This window comes from Wolbachia endosymbiont of Nasonia vitripennis (assembly GCF_048054115.1).
In the GTDB taxonomy this organism is placed as follows: Bacteria; Pseudomonadota; Alphaproteobacteria; order Rickettsiales; family Anaplasmataceae; genus Wolbachia.
On the sequence record NZ_JAFEVF010000008.1, the window covers coordinates 1 to 22,221 of the forward strand.

The 22,221-nt window shown below is 34.1% G+C and carries 23 protein-coding genes, 3 tRNA genes and 1 pseudogene; 15 read left to right on the plus strand and 12 right to left on the minus strand.

The annotated features are described in order from the left end of the window. A pseudogene (locus JR053_RS02060) lies at positions 1 to 608 on the plus strand (alpha/beta hydrolase); the annotation flags it as partial. Positions 609 to 623: 15 nt separating this feature from the next. Here the strand turns inward: JR053_RS02060 and JR053_RS02065 are convergent. From JR053_RS02065 to JR053_RS02080, 4 genes are all read right to left on the minus strand, one after another. Then, on the minus strand, positions 624 to 869 hold the full coding sequence (locus tag JR053_RS02065; RefSeq protein ID WP_010406948.1) for a hypothetical protein: 246 nt from the start codon (positions 867 to 869) through the stop codon (positions 624 to 626). A gap of 582 nt (positions 870 to 1,451) precedes the next feature. Beyond that, positions 1,452 to 1,528 (minus strand) — tRNA-Ile (locus JR053_RS02070). Between the two features lie 39 nt (positions 1,529 to 1,567). After that, positions 1,568 to 1,894 (minus strand): thioredoxin, encoded by a 327-nt coding sequence (gene trxA / locus JR053_RS02075; protein ID WP_007302120.1) that lies wholly within the window; start codon positions 1,892 to 1,894, stop codon positions 1,568 to 1,570. A gap of 79 nt (positions 1,895 to 1,973) precedes the next feature. Then, entirely contained in the window at positions 1,974 to 2,594 is a 621-nt protein-coding gene (locus JR053_RS02080; RefSeq protein ID WP_010402854.1) for a ribonuclease D, read from the minus strand. A 150-nt stretch (positions 2,595 to 2,744) separates the two neighbouring features. Here JR053_RS02080 and JR053_RS02085 point away from each other — a divergent pair. The 5 genes from JR053_RS02085 to JR053_RS02105 all read left to right on the plus strand — a co-directional run bounded on the left by JR053_RS02085 (position 2,745) and on the right by JR053_RS02105 (position 5,820). After that, positions 2,745 to 2,817, plus strand: a tRNA-Gly gene (locus JR053_RS02085). Between the two features lie 99 nt (positions 2,818 to 2,916). Next, positions 2,917 to 3,360, plus strand: a complete 444-nt coding sequence (locus JR053_RS02090) for a hypothetical protein (RefSeq protein WP_416603385.1) — start codon at positions 2,917 to 2,919, stop codon at positions 3,358 to 3,360. Positions 3,361 to 3,560: 200 nt separating this feature from the next. Continuing rightward, positions 3,561 to 4,064, plus strand: coding sequence for a hypothetical protein (locus tag JR053_RS02095; RefSeq protein WP_416603387.1), 504 nt, complete (start codon positions 3,561 to 3,563; stop codon positions 4,062 to 4,064). Positions 4,065 to 4,115: 51 nt separating this feature from the next. Continuing rightward, on the plus strand, positions 4,116 to 5,000 hold the full coding sequence (era, locus tag JR053_RS02100) for a GTPase Era (RefSeq protein ID WP_010402857.1): 885 nt from the start codon (positions 4,116 to 4,118) through the stop codon (positions 4,998 to 5,000). After that, positions 4,993 to 5,820, plus strand: a complete 828-nt coding sequence (locus JR053_RS02105; protein WP_010402862.1) for a 3'-5' exonuclease — start codon at positions 4,993 to 4,995, stop codon at positions 5,818 to 5,820. Before era ends, JR053_RS02105 begins: the two co-directional genes overlap by 8 nt. 43 nt (positions 5,821 to 5,863) lie before the next feature. On the opposite strand, the gene JR053_RS02110 is transcribed toward JR053_RS02105, so the two are convergent. Next, positions 5,864 to 7,156, minus strand: coding sequence for a lipase family protein (locus JR053_RS02110; protein WP_010402864.1), 1,293 nt, complete (start codon positions 7,154 to 7,156; stop codon positions 5,864 to 5,866). Positions 7,157 to 7,484: 328 nt separating this feature from the next. Here JR053_RS02110 and JR053_RS02115 point away from each other — a divergent pair, with 328 nt between their 5' ends. After that, the gene (locus JR053_RS02115; protein WP_010402866.1) at positions 7,485 to 9,527 is read left to right on the plus strand and encodes a WD0745 family porin; all 2,043 of its coding nucleotides are present in this window, start codon (positions 7,485 to 7,487) and stop codon (positions 9,525 to 9,527) included. 120 nt (positions 9,528 to 9,647) lie between these two features. On the opposite strand, the gene JR053_RS02120 is transcribed toward JR053_RS02115, so the two are convergent. Next, positions 9,648 to 9,833: a hypothetical protein gene (locus JR053_RS02120; protein WP_416603391.1), complete on the minus strand. Its 186-nt coding sequence runs from the start codon at positions 9,831 to 9,833 to the stop codon at positions 9,648 to 9,650. A gap of 85 nt (positions 9,834 to 9,918) precedes the next feature. Between JR053_RS02120 and JR053_RS02125 the strand changes: the two genes are divergently transcribed. Next, positions 9,919 to 10,707 (plus strand): DUF2163 domain-containing protein, encoded by a 789-nt coding sequence (locus JR053_RS02125; protein WP_029237622.1) that lies wholly within the window; start codon positions 9,919 to 9,921, stop codon positions 10,705 to 10,707. A 31-nt stretch (positions 10,708 to 10,738) separates the two neighbouring features. After that, positions 10,739 to 10,825: transfer RNA gene (locus tag JR053_RS02130), tRNA-Ser, on the plus strand. Positions 10,826 to 11,593: 768 nt separating this feature from the next. On the opposite strand, the gene JR053_RS02135 is transcribed toward JR053_RS02130, so the two are convergent. Further along, on the minus strand, positions 11,594 to 11,857 hold the full coding sequence (locus JR053_RS02135; RefSeq protein WP_139686799.1) for a hypothetical protein: 264 nt from the start codon (positions 11,855 to 11,857) through the stop codon (positions 11,594 to 11,596). A 137-nt stretch (positions 11,858 to 11,994) separates the two neighbouring features. Between JR053_RS02135 and JR053_RS02140 the strand changes: the two genes are divergently transcribed. The 3 genes from JR053_RS02140 to JR053_RS02150 all read left to right on the plus strand — a co-directional run bounded on the left by JR053_RS02140 (position 11,995) and on the right by JR053_RS02150 (position 13,518). Next, positions 11,995 to 12,228 (plus strand): hypothetical protein, encoded by a 234-nt coding sequence (locus tag JR053_RS02140; protein WP_416603394.1) that lies wholly within the window; start codon positions 11,995 to 11,997, stop codon positions 12,226 to 12,228. Beyond that, complete coding sequence (locus tag JR053_RS02145) at positions 12,212 to 12,505, plus strand: type II toxin-antitoxin system RelE family toxin (protein WP_416603395.1); 294 nt, start codon at positions 12,212 to 12,214, stop codon at positions 12,503 to 12,505. Before JR053_RS02140 ends, JR053_RS02145 begins: the two co-directional genes overlap by 17 nt. Positions 12,506 to 13,101: 596 nt before the next feature. Beyond that, entirely contained in the window at positions 13,102 to 13,518 is a 417-nt protein-coding gene (locus tag JR053_RS02150; protein ID WP_010402886.1) for a hypothetical protein, read from the plus strand. On the opposite strand, the gene trhO is transcribed toward JR053_RS02150, so the two are convergent. Beyond that, positions 13,515 to 14,360, minus strand: coding sequence for an oxygen-dependent tRNA uridine(34) hydroxylase TrhO (gene trhO / locus JR053_RS02155; protein WP_010402888.1), 846 nt, complete (start codon positions 14,358 to 14,360; stop codon positions 13,515 to 13,517). The two genes, JR053_RS02150 and trhO, sit on opposite strands and share 4 nt — an antisense overlap. Positions 14,361 to 14,490: 130 nt before the next feature. Between trhO and JR053_RS02160 the strand changes: the two genes are divergently transcribed. Continuing rightward, positions 14,491 to 16,089, plus strand: coding sequence for an ABC transporter permease (locus tag JR053_RS02160; protein WP_010402890.1), 1,599 nt, complete (start codon positions 14,491 to 14,493; stop codon positions 16,087 to 16,089). 202 nt (positions 16,090 to 16,291) lie between these two features. On the opposite strand, the gene apaG is transcribed toward JR053_RS02160, so the two are convergent. Continuing rightward, positions 16,292 to 16,696 (minus strand): Co2+/Mg2+ efflux protein ApaG, encoded by a 405-nt coding sequence (gene apaG, locus JR053_RS02165; protein ID WP_010402892.1) that lies wholly within the window; start codon positions 16,694 to 16,696, stop codon positions 16,292 to 16,294. A 106-nt stretch (positions 16,697 to 16,802) separates the two neighbouring features. On the opposite strand from apaG, the gene JR053_RS02170 reads away from it, so the two are divergent. Beyond that, complete coding sequence (locus JR053_RS02170) at positions 16,803 to 17,879, plus strand: 5-(carboxyamino)imidazole ribonucleotide synthase (RefSeq protein ID WP_010402894.1); 1,077 nt, start codon at positions 16,803 to 16,805, stop codon at positions 17,877 to 17,879. Between the two features lies 1 nt (position 17,880). On the opposite strand, the gene JR053_RS02175 is transcribed toward JR053_RS02170, so the two are convergent. Further along, on the minus strand, positions 17,881 to 18,903 hold the full coding sequence (locus JR053_RS02175; RefSeq protein WP_010402896.1) for an aspartate-semialdehyde dehydrogenase: 1,023 nt from the start codon (positions 18,901 to 18,903) through the stop codon (positions 17,881 to 17,883). A 138-nt stretch (positions 18,904 to 19,041) separates the two neighbouring features. Here JR053_RS02175 and JR053_RS02180 point away from each other — a divergent pair, with 138 nt between their 5' ends. Next, positions 19,042 to 19,470, plus strand: coding sequence for a hypothetical protein (locus JR053_RS02180; protein ID WP_010402898.1), 429 nt, complete (start codon positions 19,042 to 19,044; stop codon positions 19,468 to 19,470). 28 nt (positions 19,471 to 19,498) lie between these two features. Here JR053_RS02180 and JR053_RS02185 read toward each other — a convergent pair whose 3' ends face one another. Next, on the minus strand, positions 19,499 to 20,785 hold the full coding sequence (locus tag JR053_RS02185; protein ID WP_010402900.1) for an APC family permease: 1,287 nt from the start codon (positions 20,783 to 20,785) through the stop codon (positions 19,499 to 19,501). Positions 20,786 to 20,855: 70 nt separating this feature from the next. Further along, positions 20,856 to 22,130: an APC family permease gene (locus JR053_RS02190; RefSeq protein WP_029237623.1), complete on the minus strand. Its 1,275-nt coding sequence runs from the start codon at positions 22,128 to 22,130 to the stop codon at positions 20,856 to 20,858. Positions 22,131 to 22,221 lie beyond the last annotated feature (91 nt).

Consider the following 22,221-nt stretch of genomic DNA (forward strand, 5'->3'; position numbering starts at 1 on the left):
ATCTTACTTTGTTTGCTTGTCAGATCAAGTCTAAACTATTACACACAATAGTAAACGACATTACTCCATACACAATTTGTTTTAACTTAGAGAACGATGGCTTTATTAGTAAGCAGGCAAATATAGGTACTAAAATTGCTGACATAGAAAAAAGTCATAGGAAAAAAAACTACCAAAAAAAAGAAACTTTTGAAGGTTTTGAGCAATATAAAGAGTTTTTTATGGAGCATGCCAACTTAGCTAAAATAAAAAACCTTGAACCTGAAGTTGGAATAATGAAAAAATGCTGGAATAAGTTTCTATCGTTACTACCTATTAAGGCAGATGATATTCACTTTTCTTCGATTACAGAATTGTGCTCATCAAGTGAACACAAATACAATCTTCCTGAGCTGATTTCACTCTTTTTAGAATTCACAGATAATTATTTTGAAAAGAAGGGCTCTCTCAATCAAGAGAAACAACCAGAGATAAAAACAGAAGCGATATGTGGAAAGAATAGTGAAAAAGAAATAGAGGAAAAGAAACAGTATTTTACCAATTTAAAGAATTATTCAATAAGTCAGAATATATCTAAAAAGCTAACATCTCTGCAAATATTGAAATAAGTGTTTCTTTTGTGATTAAAAAAACATTGCATCTAGAGTATCTGCCATAAGTGATAATTTTGTGCTTTCATCATAGAGATTGTTTTCACTAGCTAATAATTTCTCACTAATTTGTGGATAAAGTTTAGAAACGTACTTCTCATAGCATTTATCTAGGCATTCTTGGTCTGTCAGTTTTGTTTTGTAGGAATGGCATTTCTGCTTACATTGATCCTGTCTAAATTTAATCCCTATATCTTTGTTTGATGCTTGTTGTTCCATAATATTCTTCAATTCAAAGAATATTAATATTGGCATATAAGTATGAATATTATGCTAATATAATTACTTTTTAGGTATACATGGCAAATTTATGCCTGGAAACAGTTTTTGGTTATTTCCTACACTTTCTTTATAAAAATCACAGGCGCCTGTTATTAGCTAAAGTAAAGGTCAAGTATCTGGAATTCTGGACATAAAATCCTCCTGTATAAAAAGATTAGAAAAAAATGCAGCGCACATATGACAGACGTGTGTATACGCTGAAAAAGATACGCTACGTTTTTTATTGAAAAGTTAATTGAAAGTCTGCAGACAAAGATAAATTTTTGAGCTCTTAAAATATCTCTAATTGTCATTATAATCAGATTCAAAATACGCGGAAGTAATTTTTTTTGACAATAGATTTCTTTCATAACCAGGCGTCATCCCAGCTGAGATCCAATAAGAAAACCGCGCTGGAACTTTTGAATTCCAGTTATGCAAGGAATCTAATATCATGGAGTTTTCAAACACTAACAACCACGTACTATAACAAGGCAAAAATTTTACGTAAGAGAGTAGGCCTTGCAATTGTATCAATAGTGGTGGGATTGGTAGGACTCGAACCTACGACCAATTCGTTATGAGCGAACTGCTCTAACCGACTGAGCTACAATCCCTTTTATCAACACCTATAATACACGCAAAAGGAAATTTGTCTACTCGCTTATTTCACTATCAACCCAACTGTGTAAATCATTTATTGCGCCAATTTTGCGTGCAATTTCCTTACCATCTTGAAATATGATTAAAGTAGGTATAGATTGAACTCCATACTTACTTGGCACCTCAGTTTCTCCATCTATGTCGAACTTGCAGATCTTGATCTTGCCTTTTCTATCCTCAGCCAATTGCTCGATACGTGGCATCAGACTTTTGCATGGTCCACACCATTCTGCCCAAAAATCTACCAGCACAAATCCTTTGTGGTTAGCAACTTCAGATTCGAAATTTTGATCATTTACCGCTTTAATATCATCACTCATAAAATACCTAAATTTTTATAAATATAGCGTATCAATTAACAGCTGATCAACTAAATTTTTCTGGATTCAAGTGAAGTGATTACATATGATGATTAAAGATATCTACACTCCCCCAACCCATTGAATCTAGCTCAATACGAGTAGGAAGAAATTCAAAGCACTTTTCGGCTAATTCTTTTCTATTTTCACGTTCTAGCATTAAATCTAGCTTTTCCTTTATTTTATGGAGATATAAAACATCAGATGCAGCATAACTTTTTTGCTTGTCTGTTAAAATTTCATTTCCCCAATCAGAAGATTGTTGTTGCTTATTTAATTTTATATCAAGTAGTTCTAAGCACAACTCTTTTAAGCTATGATTATCTGTGTAGGTGCGAACTAAACGTGAGGCTATTTTCGTGCAATAGCAAGGCAGTGCCCAAGTTTGCAGGTAGTAATGTATTATACTCACATCAAATCGCGCAAAGTGAAATATTTTGGTTATATTTTTATCCTCTAATATTTTTCTCAAATTTGGAGCTGTATAATCGTTTTTGAATTGAACTAAGTGAGCGTTGCCATCATTGAAAGAGAGCTGAACAAGGCATAATCTATCTCTGCTATGCAGTAGCCCCATTGCCTCTGTATCAACAGCTATAGATTTTATATCATTCGGTATTGCACTGGCTGGCAGGTCGTCCTTATATATAAATATTCTCATAAATTTAATATGTTTTATGACACATATAATAATCAAAAATGAGTTTTAAGTATACGAAAAGATCATAGAAGATTGGCTCCCATATTTTTCATATGCATGGGTTTACAAATTATGATATGCACCTATAATAAGAATAAGTAAATTTTCATTGCGGGAGTGGCTCAGTTGGTAGAGCGCAACCTTGCCAAGGTTGAGGTCGAGGGTTCGAACCCCTTCTCCCGCTCTTTAATTTTAACATAAAAAATTTCCTTCCCCTGTTCAACTAGTTCAGCTATACTCAAAGTAGCTAAAAGTTTTTTAGAAAATTAATTAAGGAGGTTATATGAATGATAATACTAAAATAATGTTATTTATCTTAGGTACAGATATACCAATAGGAGCACTTACAGGTTTGGGACTCAGTTTTACAGCTTTATCACCTTTGGTAATGGGTGGAATTATTGCTGCAATTCCTGCACTCTTACACTTTGCCCTTTGTACAGGTGAGAGACTCTCACAATCCCAATTCTCTTATGCTCATGCTTGTTTATTTGTTGCAAGTGCTGCAATTGGAGTTGGTCTTGCTGCAGCTGCAACTGCTATTTCTCCAAGTATAATGCTTGGAATGGGATCGGCAGCTTTAGCAGGTGCAATAATAGCACCCATAGCAGTAATTGCAGGGTTCCTTGTAGCATTTGGTATTATTGAACCAATAGCTCAGAAAGTGAATGAGTATATTATATCACCTATAGTTGAGCGTTTTTCTTCAAAAGAACAGGGAGTTTAAGTGAATTAAGCGAGGTTTTTGCTTTTTATTTTGCCTATAAGTGGCTTGTGGAAGTTCGTAAGGTGCAACCTTGCCAAGGTCGAGGCCCTTCTCCCGCTCTTTAATTTTAACATAAAAAATTTCCTTCCCCTATTCAACTAGTTCAGCTATACTAAAAGTAGCTAAAAGCTTTTTAGAAAATTATTATTTAGGAGGATTATATGGACAACAAGACTAAAGCAATGTTATTTGCCTTAGGTATAGCTACATCAATAGGAGCACTTACAGGCTTAGCGCTCAGTTTTACAACTCTATCACCATTGGTAATGGGTGGGATTGTTGGTTCTATAGTTCCAGCATTGATTACAGCTCTGTTTGCGGGGAAGCTACTATACAAATTTTGCAAAAAAGATCATATTCAAAAGGATGAAAAATATGAGCCTATCTATTCTGGTATTTCCGCACTTGCAAGTGCTGCAATTGGAGTTGGTCTTGCTGCAGCTGCAACTGCTATTTCTCCAAGTATAATGCTTGGAATGGGATCGGCAGCTTTAGCAGGTGCGGTGATAGCACCCATAGCAGTAATCGCAGGGTTATTTGTAACAGTTTGTGTTATTGAACCAATAGCTGAAAAAGTGAATGATTATATTATATCACCTATAGTTGAAAAAGTTGGAAAATGTTTTTCTTCAAAAGAGGAAGAAAACGGGCTAGTTAAAGAATAATTAAAAAAAGTTGTTTGACGTTAACGTTTAGTTTTCTTTATAATTTCCTTTGTGAAAGAAGAAAAATGCTTATTTGTAACGATAGCTGGTTTGCCAAATGCTGGAAAGTCAACGCTAATTAACAGCATCGTAGGCAAGAAAATTGCAATTGTCACCCCTAAAGTGCAGACAACAAGGACACAGGTAAGGGGTGTTGCTATATGCAACAATGCGCAAATTGTTTTTACTGACTCTCCGGGAGTGTTTTCAGCAGAAACAAATCTTGAAAAAGCTTTAGTCAAATCTGCATGGGGAGCAGTTAAGGATAGTGACATTACTTTATTGCTTGTTGATGTAAACAATTACCTAAAAAATATAGAAAGAATAAAAACGATATTTGCACGACTGGAGCGCACAAAAGGCAGATGCATTTTGGTTATCAATAAAACTGATTTAGTAAAGAAATCAGAGCTCAAGATGGCACATGAGCACCTAAATTTGCTTTATAAGTTTGAAAAAATTTTTACGATCTCGGCACTGAAGAATGATGGACTTTCTGATCTGACTAGTTACTTGTCTAAAATTGCACCGATAGGCCCTTGGTTTTATGAAAAAGATCAAATAACTGATTCCTCAGCTGATTTTTTATCAGCGGAAATTACGAGAGAAAAGTTATTCTTGAACCTACGTGAAGAATTGCCATACTCTACAGCTGTTATAACTGAACAATTTGAGGAAAAAAAAGATAAGAGTTTAGTCATAAAACAGATCATATTTGTATTGAAAGATAATCATAAGAAAATAGTGCTAGGAAAAGACGGCAGTAGCATAAAAAAAATTAATATCGAGGCACGTACAGAATTGGAAAAATTATTTGAGTGTAAAGTTCATCTCTTTTTGTTCGTAAAAGTGCGACCTTGGACTGATCGCCCTGAGGAATATATAAGTAATGCTTAATTCTTTGTTAGTATTTGATATTGAAACTATACCAGATGTAAATTCCTGCAAGAATTTACTAAATATTAGTGATGATAGCAGTGTAGAAGAAAAGAGGAACGCATTAACAAAATATCATCTTGAAATAACAAACGGGCAAAACTCTTTTCTGCGTCAGCCCTTCCACCTTGTTGTAGTTATTAGTTTTTTACTTTGTAATATAACACGCCAGAGCGGCTATGAAATGTTCACACTACAAGAAATAAGATCTGGAGGCACAGTAAACTCCAATGAAAAAGAGCTAGTAAAGGGATTTTTTAACTACATATCAGAGAAAAAGCCAAGACTAGTTTCGTTCAATGGACGCACTTTTGATATACCGGTACTGAAGTACCGTTCTATGGTTCATGGCATTCAAGCAGAATATTTTCACAAAGCTGGCGATAAGTGGAATAGTTACAATCAGAGGTACAGTAGTGATTGGCATTGTGATTTGCTTGAATCTCTCTCTGATTTTGGAGCTTCTGCAAGAATGAAGATGAACGAAGTTTGCGCAGCATTTAATCTTCCCGGTAAGATTGGAGTTGATGGTTCACAAGTTATGGACTTATATGATAGTGGCAAAATACAAGAGATTCGCGATTATTGTGAAACAGATGTGATTAACACTTATTTGATTTATTTGAGGTTTATGCATCATCAAGGAAGAATTACTACAGAAAGCTATAATAAGAGCATAGAAGAACTGCTTTTAGAATGCGAAAAAAAAGAACACCTAAAGAAATTTAAAGAAGAATGGAAAATAACTTCTGGTGAAAATTTTTATATTGAATTTAAATGAATAGATGCTTACAGAGCAATCATTAGATTGCTCTGTATAGTAGTTATAAACTCCTTGCAGTAGACAAGGAATCCTCATATCCTATCTGCTTAACTTCTGCTTGTTCAAGCTGAGAAAAATTTTTATTTTTTACTTCTTCGAAAAAGTTTTGTCCACCAAGGATATAATTACCTAAATTAGCAGCATAATATTGAACGTTACCTAAAACTGCACAGTTAATTCGGCTTAATATTCTCGAAGGGTAGTAAAAGAGAGAAACGTTATTGTTTGATCGGAAGTCATTTTCATCCATTATTTTAATGGCTTCATGATAACCATCCATTTGATGAACAAAATATCCTTCAGGTACTGATATTCTCAATTGTGCACCTACATGAGCATAACCACAAATACCAGGTGATACCGCTGGTACTGGGTCTTGTCTATGTTGAGTTACTCTAATGGTTTTTTCTTGAAGAACATCATTATAAAATTCACTAGCAGTAAGATCAAAAACTCGTGGATCACCAAAAGTTGCAACATGGACATCTTCAGCTCCTTCTGTTTTGTTTAGGCATAAAGCAGCTATCTTGGCAATAGCTCCTCCCATACTGTGACCTGTGAGATTAATTTTAAAATCTTTGATTTTTGATCCTTGTTTTTCAGCATGAGATTTCAAAATGCCATAAAGATTAGGCCATGAATCCGTAAATGAATTATAAAATCCTCTATGCATTCTTCCACCTTCAGGTAAAAATTCTGAAGTAGTAAAAAGTACATTTATATCAGTAAGTCCATCATTTGCACCATGGCTCAGACGAGTACCGTGGTAAGCTATTGTTATTTCTTTACCTTTTATGAAAACATGACCAGCGTCTTTTTCAAAGCTATTACCAAATGGAATAATTTCATAACCTTCGCTGATGAGTTCAGCTCTAGTTTTATACATTTTTTCAGTAGATGGAACAATCTCAAAATCTTCTTCAGTTTCAAATTCAGTTTTGTATACTCTTTGAGCTAGATTGTTACATCTTTTTTTACTTAATTTATCATCATCATCGCCATAGCTTATATTGCAGAAATTACCCATTTCTAATAATTTCTCTCTATCAAATCCTGCAATTTTTACAATACTTTCATCTATTTTATAGTCAGAAGGTAAAGAACATGGCTCATTTGGATCAGCACGATTTATAAATTCATAATCTTCAATGATCTCAAATTCATCGTCATATTCTTTCATCTCGTATTTGCCATCATCTACTGAAATAGAGTCTGGCTGTTCAGTATTACCTGGCTCTGAGCCTGTAGCAGCACCTGTAGTGCTAAACCAATTTCGTAAAAAACTAAAATCCATAAATACCTTAATTATTAAAAATAAAACAATAATTCACTAATTATAATATAAACTAATATTATTGTCAATAGTTATATTAATATTTTAATCTTTATGTACTTTCACTTGAGTAAATTTTACTTCCATAGAATAAGTATAGAATTATAATACACTAACAAGCAAACCTCTGTACTAAATTTTGGTTAATATACACGTTGAGCGTATTAAGAAAGTTGCTTTTAAAGTATTGCATTTTACTTTTATTTTCGCTATAAGGTTGCTTTAAGTTGGATTTTCAACACCTTTATACTATTTATGTTATGATTTTAAAATTTTTTGGGGGCACTTCATGAAAAAATCTATTTATACTAGAACTGCTCTAGCTTCTCTATTGACTTTATGTTCTTTCAGTGGCTTTGCTGCTGACTTTTCTGACGAGAGTATGAAGGAAGTAAAAAAGCAAGAGAGTAACGAGTCAATCAAAACTTCTGGAAAGATGGAAGTGATGAAGACGTCAAATAAGAAACTAAAAGAAAAAATGGACAGGATATGTAATGCTGATCCAAGAAAAAAAGCTGAGGAGCTTAAGAAAAAAGAAGAATTAAGATTAGCAGCTGAGCAGAAGAAAAAAGAGGAGTTAAAATTAGCAGCTGAACAAAAGAAGAAAAAAGAAGAGTTAAAATTAGTAGCAAAACAAAAGAAAAAAGATGAAATTAGGCTAGCAAAAGAGAAAAAAGCAAAGCTTATAGAGGATTCAAAGGCGAAAGCCCTGAAAGTTAAAAATTCTAATGTAGAAAAGTCAAAAATTAAGGGTTCTAAAACTAAGAATGCTAAAATTGAAGCTAAAGATATAAAAAAGGATGTAAAAGTTGTTAACAGCAATACAGAGGAAAAAGGTAAGGCAAGTCCTGTTGTTTCAGTTGGTGGGGTTGATATTATCAATACCAATCAAGGGGATGGTTTAAGAATAACTTTCGGTGGCGTTGTTGATTCTCAAGGTTATGGTAACCATGGGCTAAGTGGCTATAACCATTATAATGTTATGCCAGGTAAATCTACAGATTATTTTAACAATACTACAGATAGTATAAAAGGAGCAAATCCAATATTTCCTAAAGGAATAGGGAATATTGGTGATTACAGTGAAAACATGGGCATGATTTCAGATGCAATATTGCACTTAAGAGCTGAAAATAAAAATGAGGATATTGGTCTTCGTTATGGTGCCGATGTACAATTCCATGTTCCAGTTACTGAAGGTAAAGGAGCTTCACAAGGCGTGAATGCTGCAAGAGGTAGAAGTGCACATGTGTTTTTGAATTCAAAATATGGTGATCTGAAACTTGGCTATCAGTTTGGTCCTGAGTCTCTGATGAGACTTGATGCAACAAGAATTGCAACTGTTGATGGAGCTGCAGATAGTGACTGGTTCAGAAAAGTAAACTTAGAAGGAAGTGCTGCAAACTTCCCATTTTACGTAACACCACGTCTTTACACTGAAAGCTTCTCGAGCGAGAGCGAAAAACTCTCCTTCCGTATGGCAGGAAAATACAACAAAGAGATTATGACCACATTGCCATTTAGAGCTGCTTACTACTCGCCGAATTATATGGGTGCAAGATTTGGTCTTAGCTACTCACCTCGCTACGATAGTGGTTTATCCGTTGTAAAAGAAATAGCTCCAGATTTCCTCAAAGATTCAAGTAATAAGGTAACAGGGGTAAAGAATGAGGAAACGTTAAGACATGTTGGACCAGATTACCAGCATATAATAAGTGCTGGTGCATCATATGAATATGACTTTAGTAAACATAATGTAAAAGTTAAAACTTCCGTAGTTGGTGAATATGGGGTTTCAAAGCAACCGAGTAAAGATAAGCATCTTTATAAGGAATTTGTAGAGTACAATGACCTGATGGGTGTTAATTTGGGTGTAAGCGCTGATTATAAGATTGATGAAGGTCAAAATATAAAATTCGCTGCTTCTTTTGCATATTTAGGCAAATCTAGTCAACCGAAGAGTATCAAGGAACTCAACCCTACTTCAAAAGAATATAAAGATACTAATGATGATGTTAGAAAAAATGGCTTAAAGCAATTTAATGACAAGGACACCATGTATTGGACTGCAGGTGCTGGTTATCAATATGATAATATCTACACAAGCTTGACATACTTTAGTAGCAGAATGAGCGACAAAGATATGCTTCATGATGTTGCACTTGGTGTTCAGTATGATCTATCTTCTTGCAATAAGAGCAAGTTTGTTCCTTATGCAGCCTTACATTATTTTATGACTGATGAACAAGGTGCGCTGAAAGACCAAAAAGGTACTGATGTACCTTCTAACCAAGGAATTCTTCTACTAACTGGTGTGAAGTTTTCTTTCTAATTTGTTCTAGTAATACACACCACAACTTGAATGTGGTGTGTGTCTTGTCTGTTAGTGTTTATTTGTCGATCAAATAAACATAAGCCAGTGCGTAACAAACTCTACGAGTATTTATTTTATTCACACAATAAGTAATGTCATCCCAGTCACAGCTGTACGAAAATTGTGGCAATTTGCATAGTAAATGGTGTCATCCCAGTGCTTGACACTGGGATCCATTTTTCCATCATCATCAGAAACGTTGTATTTTAACATTACTTTTATACTCGTAAATTTAACTGGATGCCAGTGTCTGGACACTGGCATGACACCCTATGGCTACTCAGATAATGGATAAATTATCATAATCCCTTACCTATCGAACGTTTTCAAATTCAATCAATTAAGCAGTATGCAAACCAAACTAAAAAACCATTTAACTGGAGAATTACTTACCATCGCTACTTGCTGGAAATTAACACTTGTAAGTGGGGAGGTAATGGGATTCACTGACTATGATAAAGATTTAAATCTCAATAATATACTCTATAAATCTTCAAGCGGTTTTATAGCCAGCAGTATAATATTAAATAGCGATTTGAGAACTGATAATCTAGAAATTGAAGGAATATTAAATAGTGCTGATATTAAAGAAAAAGATGTTTTATCAGGAAGGCATGACTTTGCAAATATTGAAATATTTCTTGTGAATTATAAAGATTTGAGTCAGGGAATTATGAATTTGCATGCAGGAACTTTTGGTAAAGTAACATTAAATAGTGGGAGGTTTATCGCTGAAATTAGAGGTCTTGCGACAAAGCTTGAGAGAAGCATAACAGAGCTATATTCTCCTGTATGCAGGGCACAATTTTGCGATGATAGATGTAAAGCTGATGCTAAAAAGTTTAGTAGAATGAGCACAATTACTAAAGTGATAGATGAAAGAAGATTTGAAGACACTAATTTAATCGAAAGCGATGGATATTATAAGCACGGAGTGTTTAGTTCAGCAACATTTGAAGTTGTAGTTAAAGAATACAAAAATAAAGTAGTTACATTATTTGCTTCTCCTCCATATCAAATTTCTACCGGAGATAAATATTCGATACTTGCAGGTTGTGATAAAGCGTTTTTAACGTGCAAAAACAAGTTTAACAATACTGTGAATTTCCGTGGCGAACCATATATACCAGTTGTTTAGCAGCATAATTTTTAATATTATGAATAAGTATGGAAAGGTGGCTGAGCGGTCTAAAGCACACGCTTGGAAAGCGTGCACATATGAAAATATGTCGGGGGTTCGAATCCCCCCTTTTCCGCACATTATTTCTAGTATAACACACATTTTTGTCCTATAATAGCAACTCTGTCCTCATTGATTTTTAGTAGACTGCAATCGACCAAAAAAACATACTCCACCAACGGAATAACCGTATGAGTAGCAGCAGCATTAGCACTTCAGCTCTGCAATTGTAACGATCTTCGGTGTAATCTACGTCAACAAAGTAGTAGAGTTTATGTTCATCAAGCTGCAGAGGCTGGTACCTTTCTCGTTTTTGTAATACGGATTACGAAGAGTCGTTGTTATCGTAGAAATACATCCAGTAGCCGGCTACCAGCATATCCTCCCTATTCCTAACAATATCTTGCAATACTATACTTAGTCTGTGTCATTTCTCCCTAGCCTCAGCAAACTCGTTTATATTCAACCTGTCATAATCTGTCAATATAATTCTTTATTAAAAAATATACTGACACTTTTTTGTTAAATAGATACTAATTGATCCACAACTTCAGATGGTGAACAAGTTTCAGAAATTGGAAAGATAAAATCACAGAGGTCATTGCACTGAGATTTTTCCTCAATGAATTTCATTTCACATTATTCGTGGCAAGTCTGATTTATATGACAAAAAGGGTCTTCAACCATAATATACTCCTTAATTAAAAAACTAACGCTAAGATAGTACTTATATGTTAATATTATCCCAATATTTAGATTAGCATAATTACTTCGTTTACTTTATTGAAAATTTTAGGAAAAAATAAAGAAGCCTCACACTTTTTTGATATTAAACCTGTACCTTCTACAGAACAGAAAATAAATCTGCAAGATCATGGAAATTGTCTCCAATATCACTTAATACATCACTTGCATCAACCTGGTGTTCTTCACAAACTGTTCTGCCCTCTGAGCTCTTCCAGAGCCGAGAAGGATCCATGTCCGGATCCAAATCATTCAAATTTGATTCATTTCGGTGTACACGTGTTTTTCCATACTGTGTTGATTGATTATCCAACTTTTGTTGTAAATCTGCTCCTGTTTTCTCACTCTGTAAGTTTCCGAACATAATATTCCCCTTAATTAATATTGTATTAATTTTAATATAAAAGCATTAATATTATATTAATAATAGTATAATTACTTTTATTGAAAATTTTAGGAAAATGTTGTATAATTATACAGTAGTAGAACTTGGTAAAACTTATGGCAAACGCTAATTTAGCTTTCAGTAAAGAAACCTTACAGCATCTTGCTAAATTATCTGAACTTACTAAGCAACCTGCTCAAGCATTAGCAGAAAAACTACTTAAAGAAGCAATAGATAGTGAAATGGAAGATTTTTTACTATCTGTAGTTGCTGATCAATATGATATTGAAGGTGCAGAAACAGTTGATTACAAAGATGTAAAGTGGAGATCAAGTGAACTACAAAATTAAATTTTTGAAGAATGTCACTGAAAAAGATCTTCCAGCTTTACCAATAAAAATAGAATCAAGAGTAAATAAAGCAATAAAGGAACGCCTTACAGTTGATCCATTGGTGAGCCTTTATACCAATAGCTTTAAAGGGTTTAGAAGACTAAGAGTCAGCGATTACCGTATTATGTATTGTGCAGACACCAAAAAACATGAAGTAACTATCGTTACAATAGGACATAGAGACACTATTTACGAGAAAGCTTTGAAGGTACTTAAGAACTATGTTTTTCAATAATCGTTAAGTTACGTAAGTAAATTATAAATATTATATTATACACCTCTCCTTCCTCTTCACCTTAGGTGGCTTTGCTCAGCTCAAAAATAACTCATTTTTTGACTATACCCCTATAATTTTACTACTCTACAGACTATAAAATCGATGCTAATAACGAATTAGAGATAAACGTTGCAAAGAATCGCAGTGGCTCAACCGGAAAGGTTACAGTAAGTTAATACTGGAAGGATATTAGTATGGAGCCTCAGACTCGTAAATGTCTTTTCTGTGTTTTATTGAAACACTTCATACTTTGCAGCATTTACATGATACGATAATCGCCAGTTCTCAGTCTTCTGTATCCTTTGAGTTTGTAACAAAACGATTCACCAAAATCAATTGGATTAACTGTAAGTCGCTCTTTTACTATCTCTTCAACTCTTAACTTTATTGTTTTTGGAAAAGCTCTCTTACCAACATTTTTCAGGAATTTAATCTTATAGCGCTTTAGTCCCACCTATAGTGGTAAGATTATCTACTTATTCTTGTATGGGAATTTACCAATTGTTAAGATGTGCAGTGTAGTAAAAACATATTCTAATAGTATGGAAAAATAAATGACACGTAAAAAAAATGTATTTGAACAATATGTAGAAGATAAAGTTATATTTTTAGATAGTTTGCGTAACAAAACAATAGGTGAGCTTATCGATTTTATGGACAAAAACCCAAATGTCAAAATCTTTGATTGGATAAGTAACAATACTAGTCATAGCCTAAAGCATAGAAGAGGTTACAATATTAGTAATAATATGAAACTTAGGTGCAGAAGTGCAGGAATTGGTTTAGTTGCTGGTCTAGTTGCAGCATGTTGTTTATGGCAAGAAACTTTAGCTCTTATTGGCGGTTCTGGTGTAGTGTTGATTGCATTTGCTATAGTTGGTGCGTTACTTGGAGCTGGAGCGAGCTATGTAGTAGGTAAATGTCTTGATAAAATTAAGGTTACAAATATGCAAAGAGAAATAAGTCGTTAAAGGTTCGTGTTGTATTCTGAATTTCTTTCAATACTTAAAGATTTACAATCAGAGCAAACTACCTGGCCACGTGAAACTGATTTCAGCTCATCAGTTGAAACTTTACTTGAGCAGAATATGCATTTTATTTTATCACTTGGGGCGAGTGAATGATCAACAGCAATTCTATCATCAAAAACAAAACACTCGCCTTCCCAATTACCACTTTTGTTGTGAGTTTTTTCAAGGTAGGAAAGAATACCGCCTTTAAGGTGATAAACATCGTTAAATCCAAGGCTTTTCATATATGCTGTAGATTTCTCGCATCTGATTCCACCAGTGCAGTACATAGCCACTTTCAGATCTTTACTCTCAGAGAAAGACTCTGCCCACTGAGGAAAATCTCGAAAACGCTGAGTATGTGGATTGATTGCATTTTTAAACTTGCCTAGTTTTACTTCGTAATCATTTCGTGTGTCTATCACTAAAACATCAGGTTGAGAGATAAAATCATCCCAATAATCTGGATCAATGTACTGACCTCTAACGGAAGTATCGAGATTACTTACACCAAGATTCACAATTTCTCTTTTTAATCTCACTTTCATCTTACTAAATGGTTGATATTCTGCTGCACTCTCTTTCCATGTAAGGTCCCTTAGTCTATAATCAGAACGTAGAAAATCGAATATTTTATCAATCGCGTTTCTTTCACCAGATACGGTTGCATTAATACCCTCTTCTGCAAGGAGTATAGTACCCTTTAATTCGACATTGTCGCATGCAACTTTTATTTCATCTTTCATGTCATAATAATTAGAGAGTTTTACAAAATGATAGAAAGTTGCAATGACAAAACTCATAATTAATTAGTTTATCGATTTAAAACATAATATATAAAATTATGAAGATATTCAATAGGACGGCTGTTAATTACTGGATATCTTTAGTTTTTGCATATAACATTTTAATATCAAATATAGATTCAAGTTAATGTTTCTGAGAGTATTTAAAAATATATTCTTGTTTTTAGTAAGTGTATTATTTGTCTGCCCTATACTATCGTTAATATCGATTCTATTTACAGAATCAGCAAACTCTGGATGGGTAATTAGTAGACTTTTTCCTGAATATATACTCAATACGTTGATTTTGATGGTAGGAGTAGGGTTAATATCCTTTATATTTGGAGTAATTCCAGCTTGGCTTACTACATTTTTTTCGTTTCCCGGAAGTAGAATTTTTGAGATTGCCTTATTCTTTCCGATATCAATTCCTGGATATATAGTATCGTTTGTTTATGTAAATACGCTAGAGTTTTCAGGTCCGATTCAGAGCTTGTTAAGAGATACTTTTCAATTGGGCAAAGGTGACTATTGGTTTCCCGAGATCAAATCCCTAGGTGGTGGAATATTAGTAATGGGATTTAGTCTATATCCATACGTTTATATGTTGGTCCGCTCAAGTCTAAAGAGCGTTAGTAACTCAGTCACTATTGCATCAACACTTGGGTTCTCCTCATTACAGAGTCTGTTTTCTGTCATCATACCCTCCATACGTCCATCAATTATAGCTGGGTTATCCTTGGTACTAATGGAAGTAATTACAGATTTCGGCACACCACAGTTTCTTGCTATCGATACTTTCACGACGGGAATATACCGTACTTGGTTTTTACTGCATGACAAATATTCAACTACTGTTTTGGCAGTTGCAGAACTGATTTTCGTTGCAACACTAATAGTTATCGAGAAAAAACTACAAAAAAGAGAAATATCTTACTCTTCAATCAATACTAATGCAGATTATCACAATAAACGTAGTATAAACGGTTCTATATCATTGATCTTTTCTTATCTTATGTGTTTATTGCCGATATTAATAGGCTTTATTTTACCAATGATTCCACTTATATATTGGAGCATAGAGAAAGGCTTTTTCATATATGAAGCAAGATTTTACAATATAATAACAAACAGTATTAGTTTATCATTTATTACCGCGCTAATCTCGATCAGCATTGCAATAATTATTGGATATACAGCACGTAAAAATAAGGTAATAAGCAATATAGCACGTCTCATTTCTCTTGGATATGCAATTCCAAATGCAATTATTGCAATTAGCATAATAATGTTTTTAAGCAGAATATCTTCTTTCATTACTCAATATATTGTAGAAATTAGCTTGGTAGGAACTATTGGCGCATTAGTTTACTCATATTTATTTCGTTTTTTTGCTATATCTTTCAAGGCGATAGAGTCGGGACTCAAAAAAACACCAAATGAAATTGAATGGACTGCATATACTATGGGTCATGGGCCTATTTCCACGTGCCTGAATATTCATATTCCCCTTATCAAGAAAAGCATACTATCGGGATTTCTGCTCGTGTTTATGGATACGGTAAAAGAACTCACGGCAACACTAATTATCAGACCATTTAATTTTGAAACTATATCAACTAGAATATATGAACTTGTCAGCGATGAGCGTTACAGAGAAGCTGCCCCATTTTCGTTAATGATAGTTATTATAGGTTTAACCTCTACAATAATCTTATTCACACTTGATGATAAGAATCAAAAATAAACTATTTTGCATCTGTTCAGCAGAGTAACAAAATAAGATAGACGAAAAAAGACAACTATAGAAGCAAATGGTCAGTGCTTTCGTGTTTATCAACTTAGTTGGATCTCAGTATCAGCTACTCGGATGACATTATGGAAGCTCAAATGACAAACCAAGAAGCGTTGGTTTCAGATGCACTTAAACAAATACACTATCTTGATGATCAATGAGGTCTAGTGTTAACGTATGGACTATCTAAGGAAAAGGGTGGTACCATAACATCAAAGGTTTTTATGCTCTCTTCGTTCAGAAATTCATATTTACCCTGCATTATTCCTGATGGTGTATTTAAGTATGTTCCACTTGTATATTTGAATACCTCTCCAGATTTTATTACAGGTTGTTCTCCAATAACACCAACTCCAGCAATTTCATTTATTTTGCCCTTATGATCTATTATTCGCCAATAGCGACTTAATAATTGAATGGTTGATGAGCTTTTATTTTTTATCTTAACATTATACATCCATACGTAACAATTTTCATAAGGAATGGATTGCTCTTCAATGTAAATTGGCAAAACTGTAACTTCAACAGAATTAGTAATAAGTGTGTATTTCATGGTCATCGTAAAGTGTTCATGATAAAAATTTAACACACTTCAATTATACACTTTTTTCATAGATTTTCCAAGCATATTATCGTACTCTAACTAGGAAATATTAATCTACATGATGAACAAAACAGATCCACTGGATAAAAAAGTGATAGGAATAATAGGAAGTGGGCAATTAGGTAAAATGACTGCTATCGCTGCAATAAAACTTGGGCACAAAACGCATATTTTTGCCAGTGCTAAAAACGATCCAGCTTGTTCTGTTGCTGATGATTTAACAATAGCAGACTTCTGTGATAAGAGGGCACTTGAATCTTTTGCACAGAGTGTGGATTTAGTCACTATTGAGTCTGAAAATATTCCATGTAGTGCAATTGATATTGTGTCGCTGCACGCAGATTTTTATCCAGGCAAAAAGGCGTTACACATTTCGCAAAATAGGCTGAGAGAGAAAGATTTTATTAGAGATTTAAGCATAAAAACTGCTGATTACAAAAGTATACAAAATTATAATCAGCTACTAGAAAGTAGTGAAACTTTTAGCTATCCAGTGAGGCTAAAAACAACAGAAATGGGTTATGATGGAAAAGGACAATATGTGATTGAAAATGATTCTGAACTGAAGCAATTTGCTTCCTTCGATTGGAATAAAGAGTACATTCTTGAAGCAAGTGTTGATTTACTGAAAGAGGTTTCAATAGTCGTTGCAAGAAATAAAAACGGTAAAGTAGCTTTTTTTCCTATAGCAGAGAATCACCACGTTGACGGAATACTTAATACTTCAATAGCACCAGCTAAAATAGATAATAAATTAGCCCAAGAGGTACAAAAAACTGCAAAGAAAATAGCAACTGCGCTTGATGTAGTAGGAATCCTAGCTATTGAATTTTTCATCACTCAAAATCATGAACTACTAGTTAATGAATTGGCCCCAAGACCCCACAATTCTTGCCACTGGAGCTTGGATGCATGCAACGTTAGTCAATTCGAGCAGCTGGTGAGGGTAATATGCGGATTACCTATGCAGGAAGTAGTATTACGCTTTCCTTGCATGACAAAAAATATAATAGGTAATGATATATATAATTCTCACAAATATTTGAGCAACGAAAAAGCTAGTTTAACCATATATGGGAAAAAAGAGGTTAGGGACAAGCGTAAAATGGGACATGTCAATATAGATTTAAGTTATTGAGCTATAAATGCTCTTTGATCAAGATCTCCAAGATCTGCACTATATTTAGTGCTGCACCTTTGCGTAGATTATCAGCTACTATCCACATATTTAATCCGTGTTTAACGGTATCGTCTTGTCTAATACGCGATATGTATACGGCATCCTCTTGCACAACATCAATCTGAGTCATATATCCACCATCTTCGCGCTTATCTTGTACTAAAACTCCATCGTCTTCACTGAGCATTTCACGAGCTTCTTCTTCAGTTATATGCTGATCAAATTCTACATTTACTGCTATAGCATGACCAACAAGAACAGGTACTCGTACACAAGTTGCAGTTACTTTTATATCCTCTTCTAAAATTTTTTTTGTCTCCTCTTGCATTTTCCACTCCTCTTTTGTAGAACCATCTTCCATAAACTCTCCTATATGAGGAATGCAATTAAATGCTATTTGCTTAGGAAATATTTCAGGTTTTTTAGCTTCATTCATAAAGATTTTTTTTGTCTGATTGTAAAGCTCATCCATTGCTGCTTTACCTACACCAGAAGTTGATTGATAAGTTGAAGCAACGATTCTCTTTATTTTTGCTTTTTTGTGTAATAAATGTAATGCCAGCAACATTTGTATTGTAGTACAGTTTGGATTAGATATTATGTTATGGTTTTTATATTCCGTAATTTTATCTTTGTTGATCTCTGGAATAACTAGTGGCACGCCTTCTTTCATCCTAAAATAGGAAGTGTTATCTATCACAACGCACCCGGCCTCAGTTGCAATTGGTACGTATCTCTCAGAAACATGAGATTCTGCACAGAAAATGGCTATATTAGTTCCAACGAAATCATAATCCTCAAGGCATAAAACTGTTAACTCTTTGTCACCAAAACTCACCTTTTTTCCCTTTGATTTTTTCGATGCAAAAGCAACAACAGAATCTATCGAAAATTTTCCCTCTTTTTGAAACTCAGCAAGCATGGTCAATACCTCATATCCTACTCTTCCTGTTGCTCCAATAACTGCAATCTTACATCCCATATAAATAAACCTCTGATTTTAAAGCTATATTATATTTTTACTGATAAAATTTACAATTACTTTAATATTTTTACCTTGCAATTAACCATAATTTAGTTATAATTATAAGACACTAGTAATATTGCATGGTAGAATGAAATGAGTAAAAAACATGATGACACTAAGGTCAAACCTGCAGTATCTGAATTTCAAAAGCCTGAAAAAGTCAATAGATTAGAGATTCAAAATGTTCTTTCGAAAAAAAGCAAGCCAGCGATAAATTTTGATGATAAAAAGTATGGTGTGAAAATTTCTAAGATAGACCAGCATCTTTCAAACAAGAAGCAAGAATCTTTTGGATTAAGAGATTTTTTAAGTTCAATACCAATAATAGGAAGATCTTTAGTGAAAATTTTCACGCCTGAAAAAGAAGAGTATAAAAAACTGCAATCGCAAATAGGTCTTTCTAATAAAGCAAAAAATGAGATCTACATAGATAATAAACGCACAGAAGAAGTAGGTAGCAAACTTGAGAATGGTAATATTGAACAAGTAGAAGATAAAGAGAAAAAAAATCTTGGCCCATAAATATTAACCATTTAAAGTGTATCTCTCACTACTGAATTTGTTGCACAGAAGTTTTGCAGTACCAAAATAAATAAATGGGTATGCCACTTGCAGTGAACAGGCTCGAAATCAGCAGAGTACCTACAGGGGTTTCTAATATCACCCAACAACAAAAGGTTGTTGCTATGCTACCAATTAAAAGCTTATAACAACTCCTCTCCTGTATAATAACCTTTAGAAAGGCAAGACTGCATGCAAGATAAACGAACAAAAATGAAATTACAGAAAAGTCAATAATCGACGTAATCTGCTGGGCAAAATTGTTGTTTGAAGTGAGAATTAGTAAAATTGCAGTTCCAATTGAACTAACTGTTATTCCCCAAAAAGGAGAGCCATGCTTGTTCCTTTTAGCAAAGAATTTTGGCATTAGTCTATCTTCTGCAAGACCAAAAGCAACTTGTCCACTAGATAAAACCCAAGCGTTTAGACTGCCAACACAAAAAATGAATGCAACTATAGAAACAATTAAATGCCAATTACCAGAAAACATAATTTTTATCGCATCAACATATGGTGCTCTTGAACTTGCTAAATTGTTGCCATTGATCAATCCCATAATTGCAAAATTGTTGATAAAATATATAACAGCAACACAAACTGTGCCAAGCACCACAGCTTTTGGTATAGTTTTAGCTGGATTATCAACTGACCCTGCAGGTGCTGTTGCCAATTCAAGTCCAATAAAACACCATAAAGTAAGGAGTGTAGAGCGGGCAAGAATTTGCGATGTTGTAAGACTTAATATTTCTTCACTTATGATAAAATTATTTCTATCGAAAAAAAACAACGCTGCTACAGGTATTGCAAGCAATACAGCAACCTTCACAACCGTGAGCAGAAACTCAACGTGCCCTGCAGTAGCTATTCCCCTTAAATTTATTAATGTAATGATTGTAAATAACAACAGCTCTAAAAATAAACGCATACTTTTGATATCTTCATGGAAAAATGGTGTAAGATAGCCAACACCCACAACTATTAAAGCTGTTGTACTAACCCATGAGATTACCCAATATGTCCAACCAACAAAGAACGCTGCAGCAGGACCAAAAGTATGTTTCACATAAACGTGAGGACCTCCTGTTTCTGGAAACTTTGCACATAGCGTAGCAAAAACTAGCGCAAGAGACACAGCACCAGCTCCTGATATCATCCAACTTATAAGGCTATAAGCGCCATATGGAGCAAGGCTAATTGGAAGCATAAAAACCCCAGAGCCGATCTGACTACTAATGACTAAAGCAAAAACAGCCCAAAAACCTATTTTATTTGACACAATACCTCTTAATTCTATTAATGTAAGCCAGTAGTATAGCTTAAGAATTTTAGCAAATAAAAAATTTAAGTTAAGTTTTTAGTTTATGATACCAAAGTAGATAAATAAGTGTTCCGCTTAAAGGGAATAGACTTGATATTAACAATGTTTTTATAGAAGTCTCGTATATTACCCAACAGCAAAAAGATACAGCCACACCTCCAATTAAAAATTTGCAGTAGCTTTTGTCTTGTATATTAACTTTGAGAAAAGCAAGGCTACATGCTAAGTAGATAAACAAAAATGACACCACAGAGATATCAATTATTGAAGTTACTTGCTCAGCAAAACTTTTGTTTGACGTTAGGATAAGTAAAACTAACACCCCCAAAGTACTGAGTATTATTCCCCATAATGGAGCATCATGCTTATTTTTTTTGCCAAAAAATTGCGGCATTAACTTGTCTTTTGCAAGGCCTAAGGTGACCTGTCCATCAGCTAAAAACCAAGCATTTAAATTACTTACAGAAACGATAAAGGCAACAACAGAAATAATTAAATGCCAATTACCTGGAAACATAATTTTTATCGCATCAACATATGGTGCTTTTGAACTAGCTAGGTCATTACAACTTATCAATCCCATAATTGAAAGACTATTGATGAAATATATCACAGCAACACAGACTGTTCCAAGCACTATAGCCCTTGGTATTGTTTTAGAGGGATTATTGACATATCCTGCAGGTGCCGTTGCTGATTCAAGTCCAATAAAACACCATAGAGTAAGGAGTGTAGAACGAGCAAGAGTTTGTGATATTGTAAAGTTTGATACTTCCTCGCTTACAATAAAATTATTTTTATCAAAGAAAAACAACCCTGCGATAGGTATTGCGAGAAGTGCAATAATTTTAACAATGGTCAGCAGAAGCTCAACATGCCCAGCAGTAGTTACTCCCCTTAAGTTTATTAGCATAATAGCTAAAATTAATGTTATTTCTAAAAGCAAACGTATATCTTGTATATCATTATGAAAAAGCGGGGCTAAATAACCGATACTTGCAATTGTCACAGCTGTTGAGCTTACCCACGAGCTTACCCAATATGTCCAGCCAACAAAAAAAGCTGCTGTAGAGCCAAAGGCATGTTTCACATAAATATGAGGACCACCCGTTTCTGGAAATTTTGCGCAGAGTGAAGCAAAAACTAAAGCAAGAGATATAGCACCAAATCCTGATATAACCCAGCTTATGAGGCTATAAGCGCCGTATGGTGCAAGGCTAATTGGGAGCATAAAAATTCCAGAGCCGATTTGGCTACTGATCACCAAGGCGAAAATAGCCAAAAAGCCTATTTTATTTGACACGACAATGTTTAATTTTTATCTGAATATATTAACAATATAGCTGAAGCTCGAAAATTTCAATTGATCTTTTTTGTATAAAAATTTGCATTTT

Bases quoted from the DNA above. Each gene is read 5' to 3' on its own strand.
- JR053_RS02065 (WP_010406948.1), bottom strand. From the start codon at position 869: ATGGAACAACAAGCATCAAACAAAGATATAGGGATTAAATTTAGACAG.
- trxA (WP_007302120.1), bottom strand. From the start codon at position 1,894: ATGAGTGATGATATTAAAGCGGTAAATGATCAAAATTTCGAATCTGAA.
- JR053_RS02080 (WP_010402854.1), bottom strand. From the start codon at position 2,594: ATGAGAATATTTATATATAAGGACGACCTGCCAGCCAGTGCAATACCG.
- JR053_RS02090 (WP_416603385.1), top strand. From the start codon at position 2,917: ATGAATGATAATACTAAAATAATGTTATTTATCTTAGGTACAGATATA.
- JR053_RS02095 (WP_416603387.1), top strand. From the start codon at position 3,561: ATGGACAACAAGACTAAAGCAATGTTATTTGCCTTAGGTATAGCTACA.
- JR053_RS02105 (WP_010402862.1), top strand. From the start codon at position 4,993: ATGCTTAATTCTTTGTTAGTATTTGATATTGAAACTATACCAGATGTA.
- JR053_RS02110 (WP_010402864.1), bottom strand. From the start codon at position 7,156: ATGGATTTTAGTTTTTTACGAAATTGGTTTAGCACTACAGGTGCTGCT.
- JR053_RS02115 (WP_010402866.1), top strand. From the start codon at position 7,485: ATGAAAAAATCTATTTATACTAGAACTGCTCTAGCTTCTCTATTGACT.
- JR053_RS02120 (WP_416603391.1), bottom strand. From the start codon at position 9,833: ATGCCAGTGTCCAGACACTGGCATCCAGTTAAATTTACGAGTATAAAA.
- JR053_RS02125 (WP_029237622.1), top strand. From the start codon at position 9,919: ATGCAAACCAAACTAAAAAACCATTTAACTGGAGAATTACTTACCATC.
- JR053_RS02135 (WP_139686799.1), bottom strand. From the start codon at position 11,857: ATGTTCGGAAACTTACAGAGTGAGAAAACAGGAGCAGATTTACAACAA.
- JR053_RS02140 (WP_416603394.1), top strand. From the start codon at position 11,995: ATGGCAAACGCTAATTTAGCTTTCAGTAAAGAAACCTTACAGCATCTT.
- JR053_RS02150 (WP_010402886.1), top strand. From the start codon at position 13,102: ATGACACGTAAAAAAAATGTATTTGAACAATATGTAGAAGATAAAGTT.
- trhO (WP_010402888.1), bottom strand. From the start codon at position 14,360: ATGAGTTTTGTCATTGCAACTTTCTATCATTTTGTAAAACTCTCTAAT.
- JR053_RS02160 (WP_010402890.1), top strand. From the start codon at position 14,491: ATGTTTCTGAGAGTATTTAAAAATATATTCTTGTTTTTAGTAAGTGTA.
- apaG (WP_010402892.1), bottom strand. From the start codon at position 16,696: ATGACCATGAAATACACACTTATTACTAATTCTGTTGAAGTTACAGTT.
- JR053_RS02170 (WP_010402894.1), top strand. From the start codon at position 16,803: ATGAACAAAACAGATCCACTGGATAAAAAAGTGATAGGAATAATAGGA.
- JR053_RS02175 (WP_010402896.1), bottom strand. From the start codon at position 18,903: ATGGGATGTAAGATTGCAGTTATTGGAGCAACAGGAAGAGTAGGATAT.
- JR053_RS02180 (WP_010402898.1), top strand. From the start codon at position 19,042: ATGAGTAAAAAACATGATGACACTAAGGTCAAACCTGCAGTATCTGAA.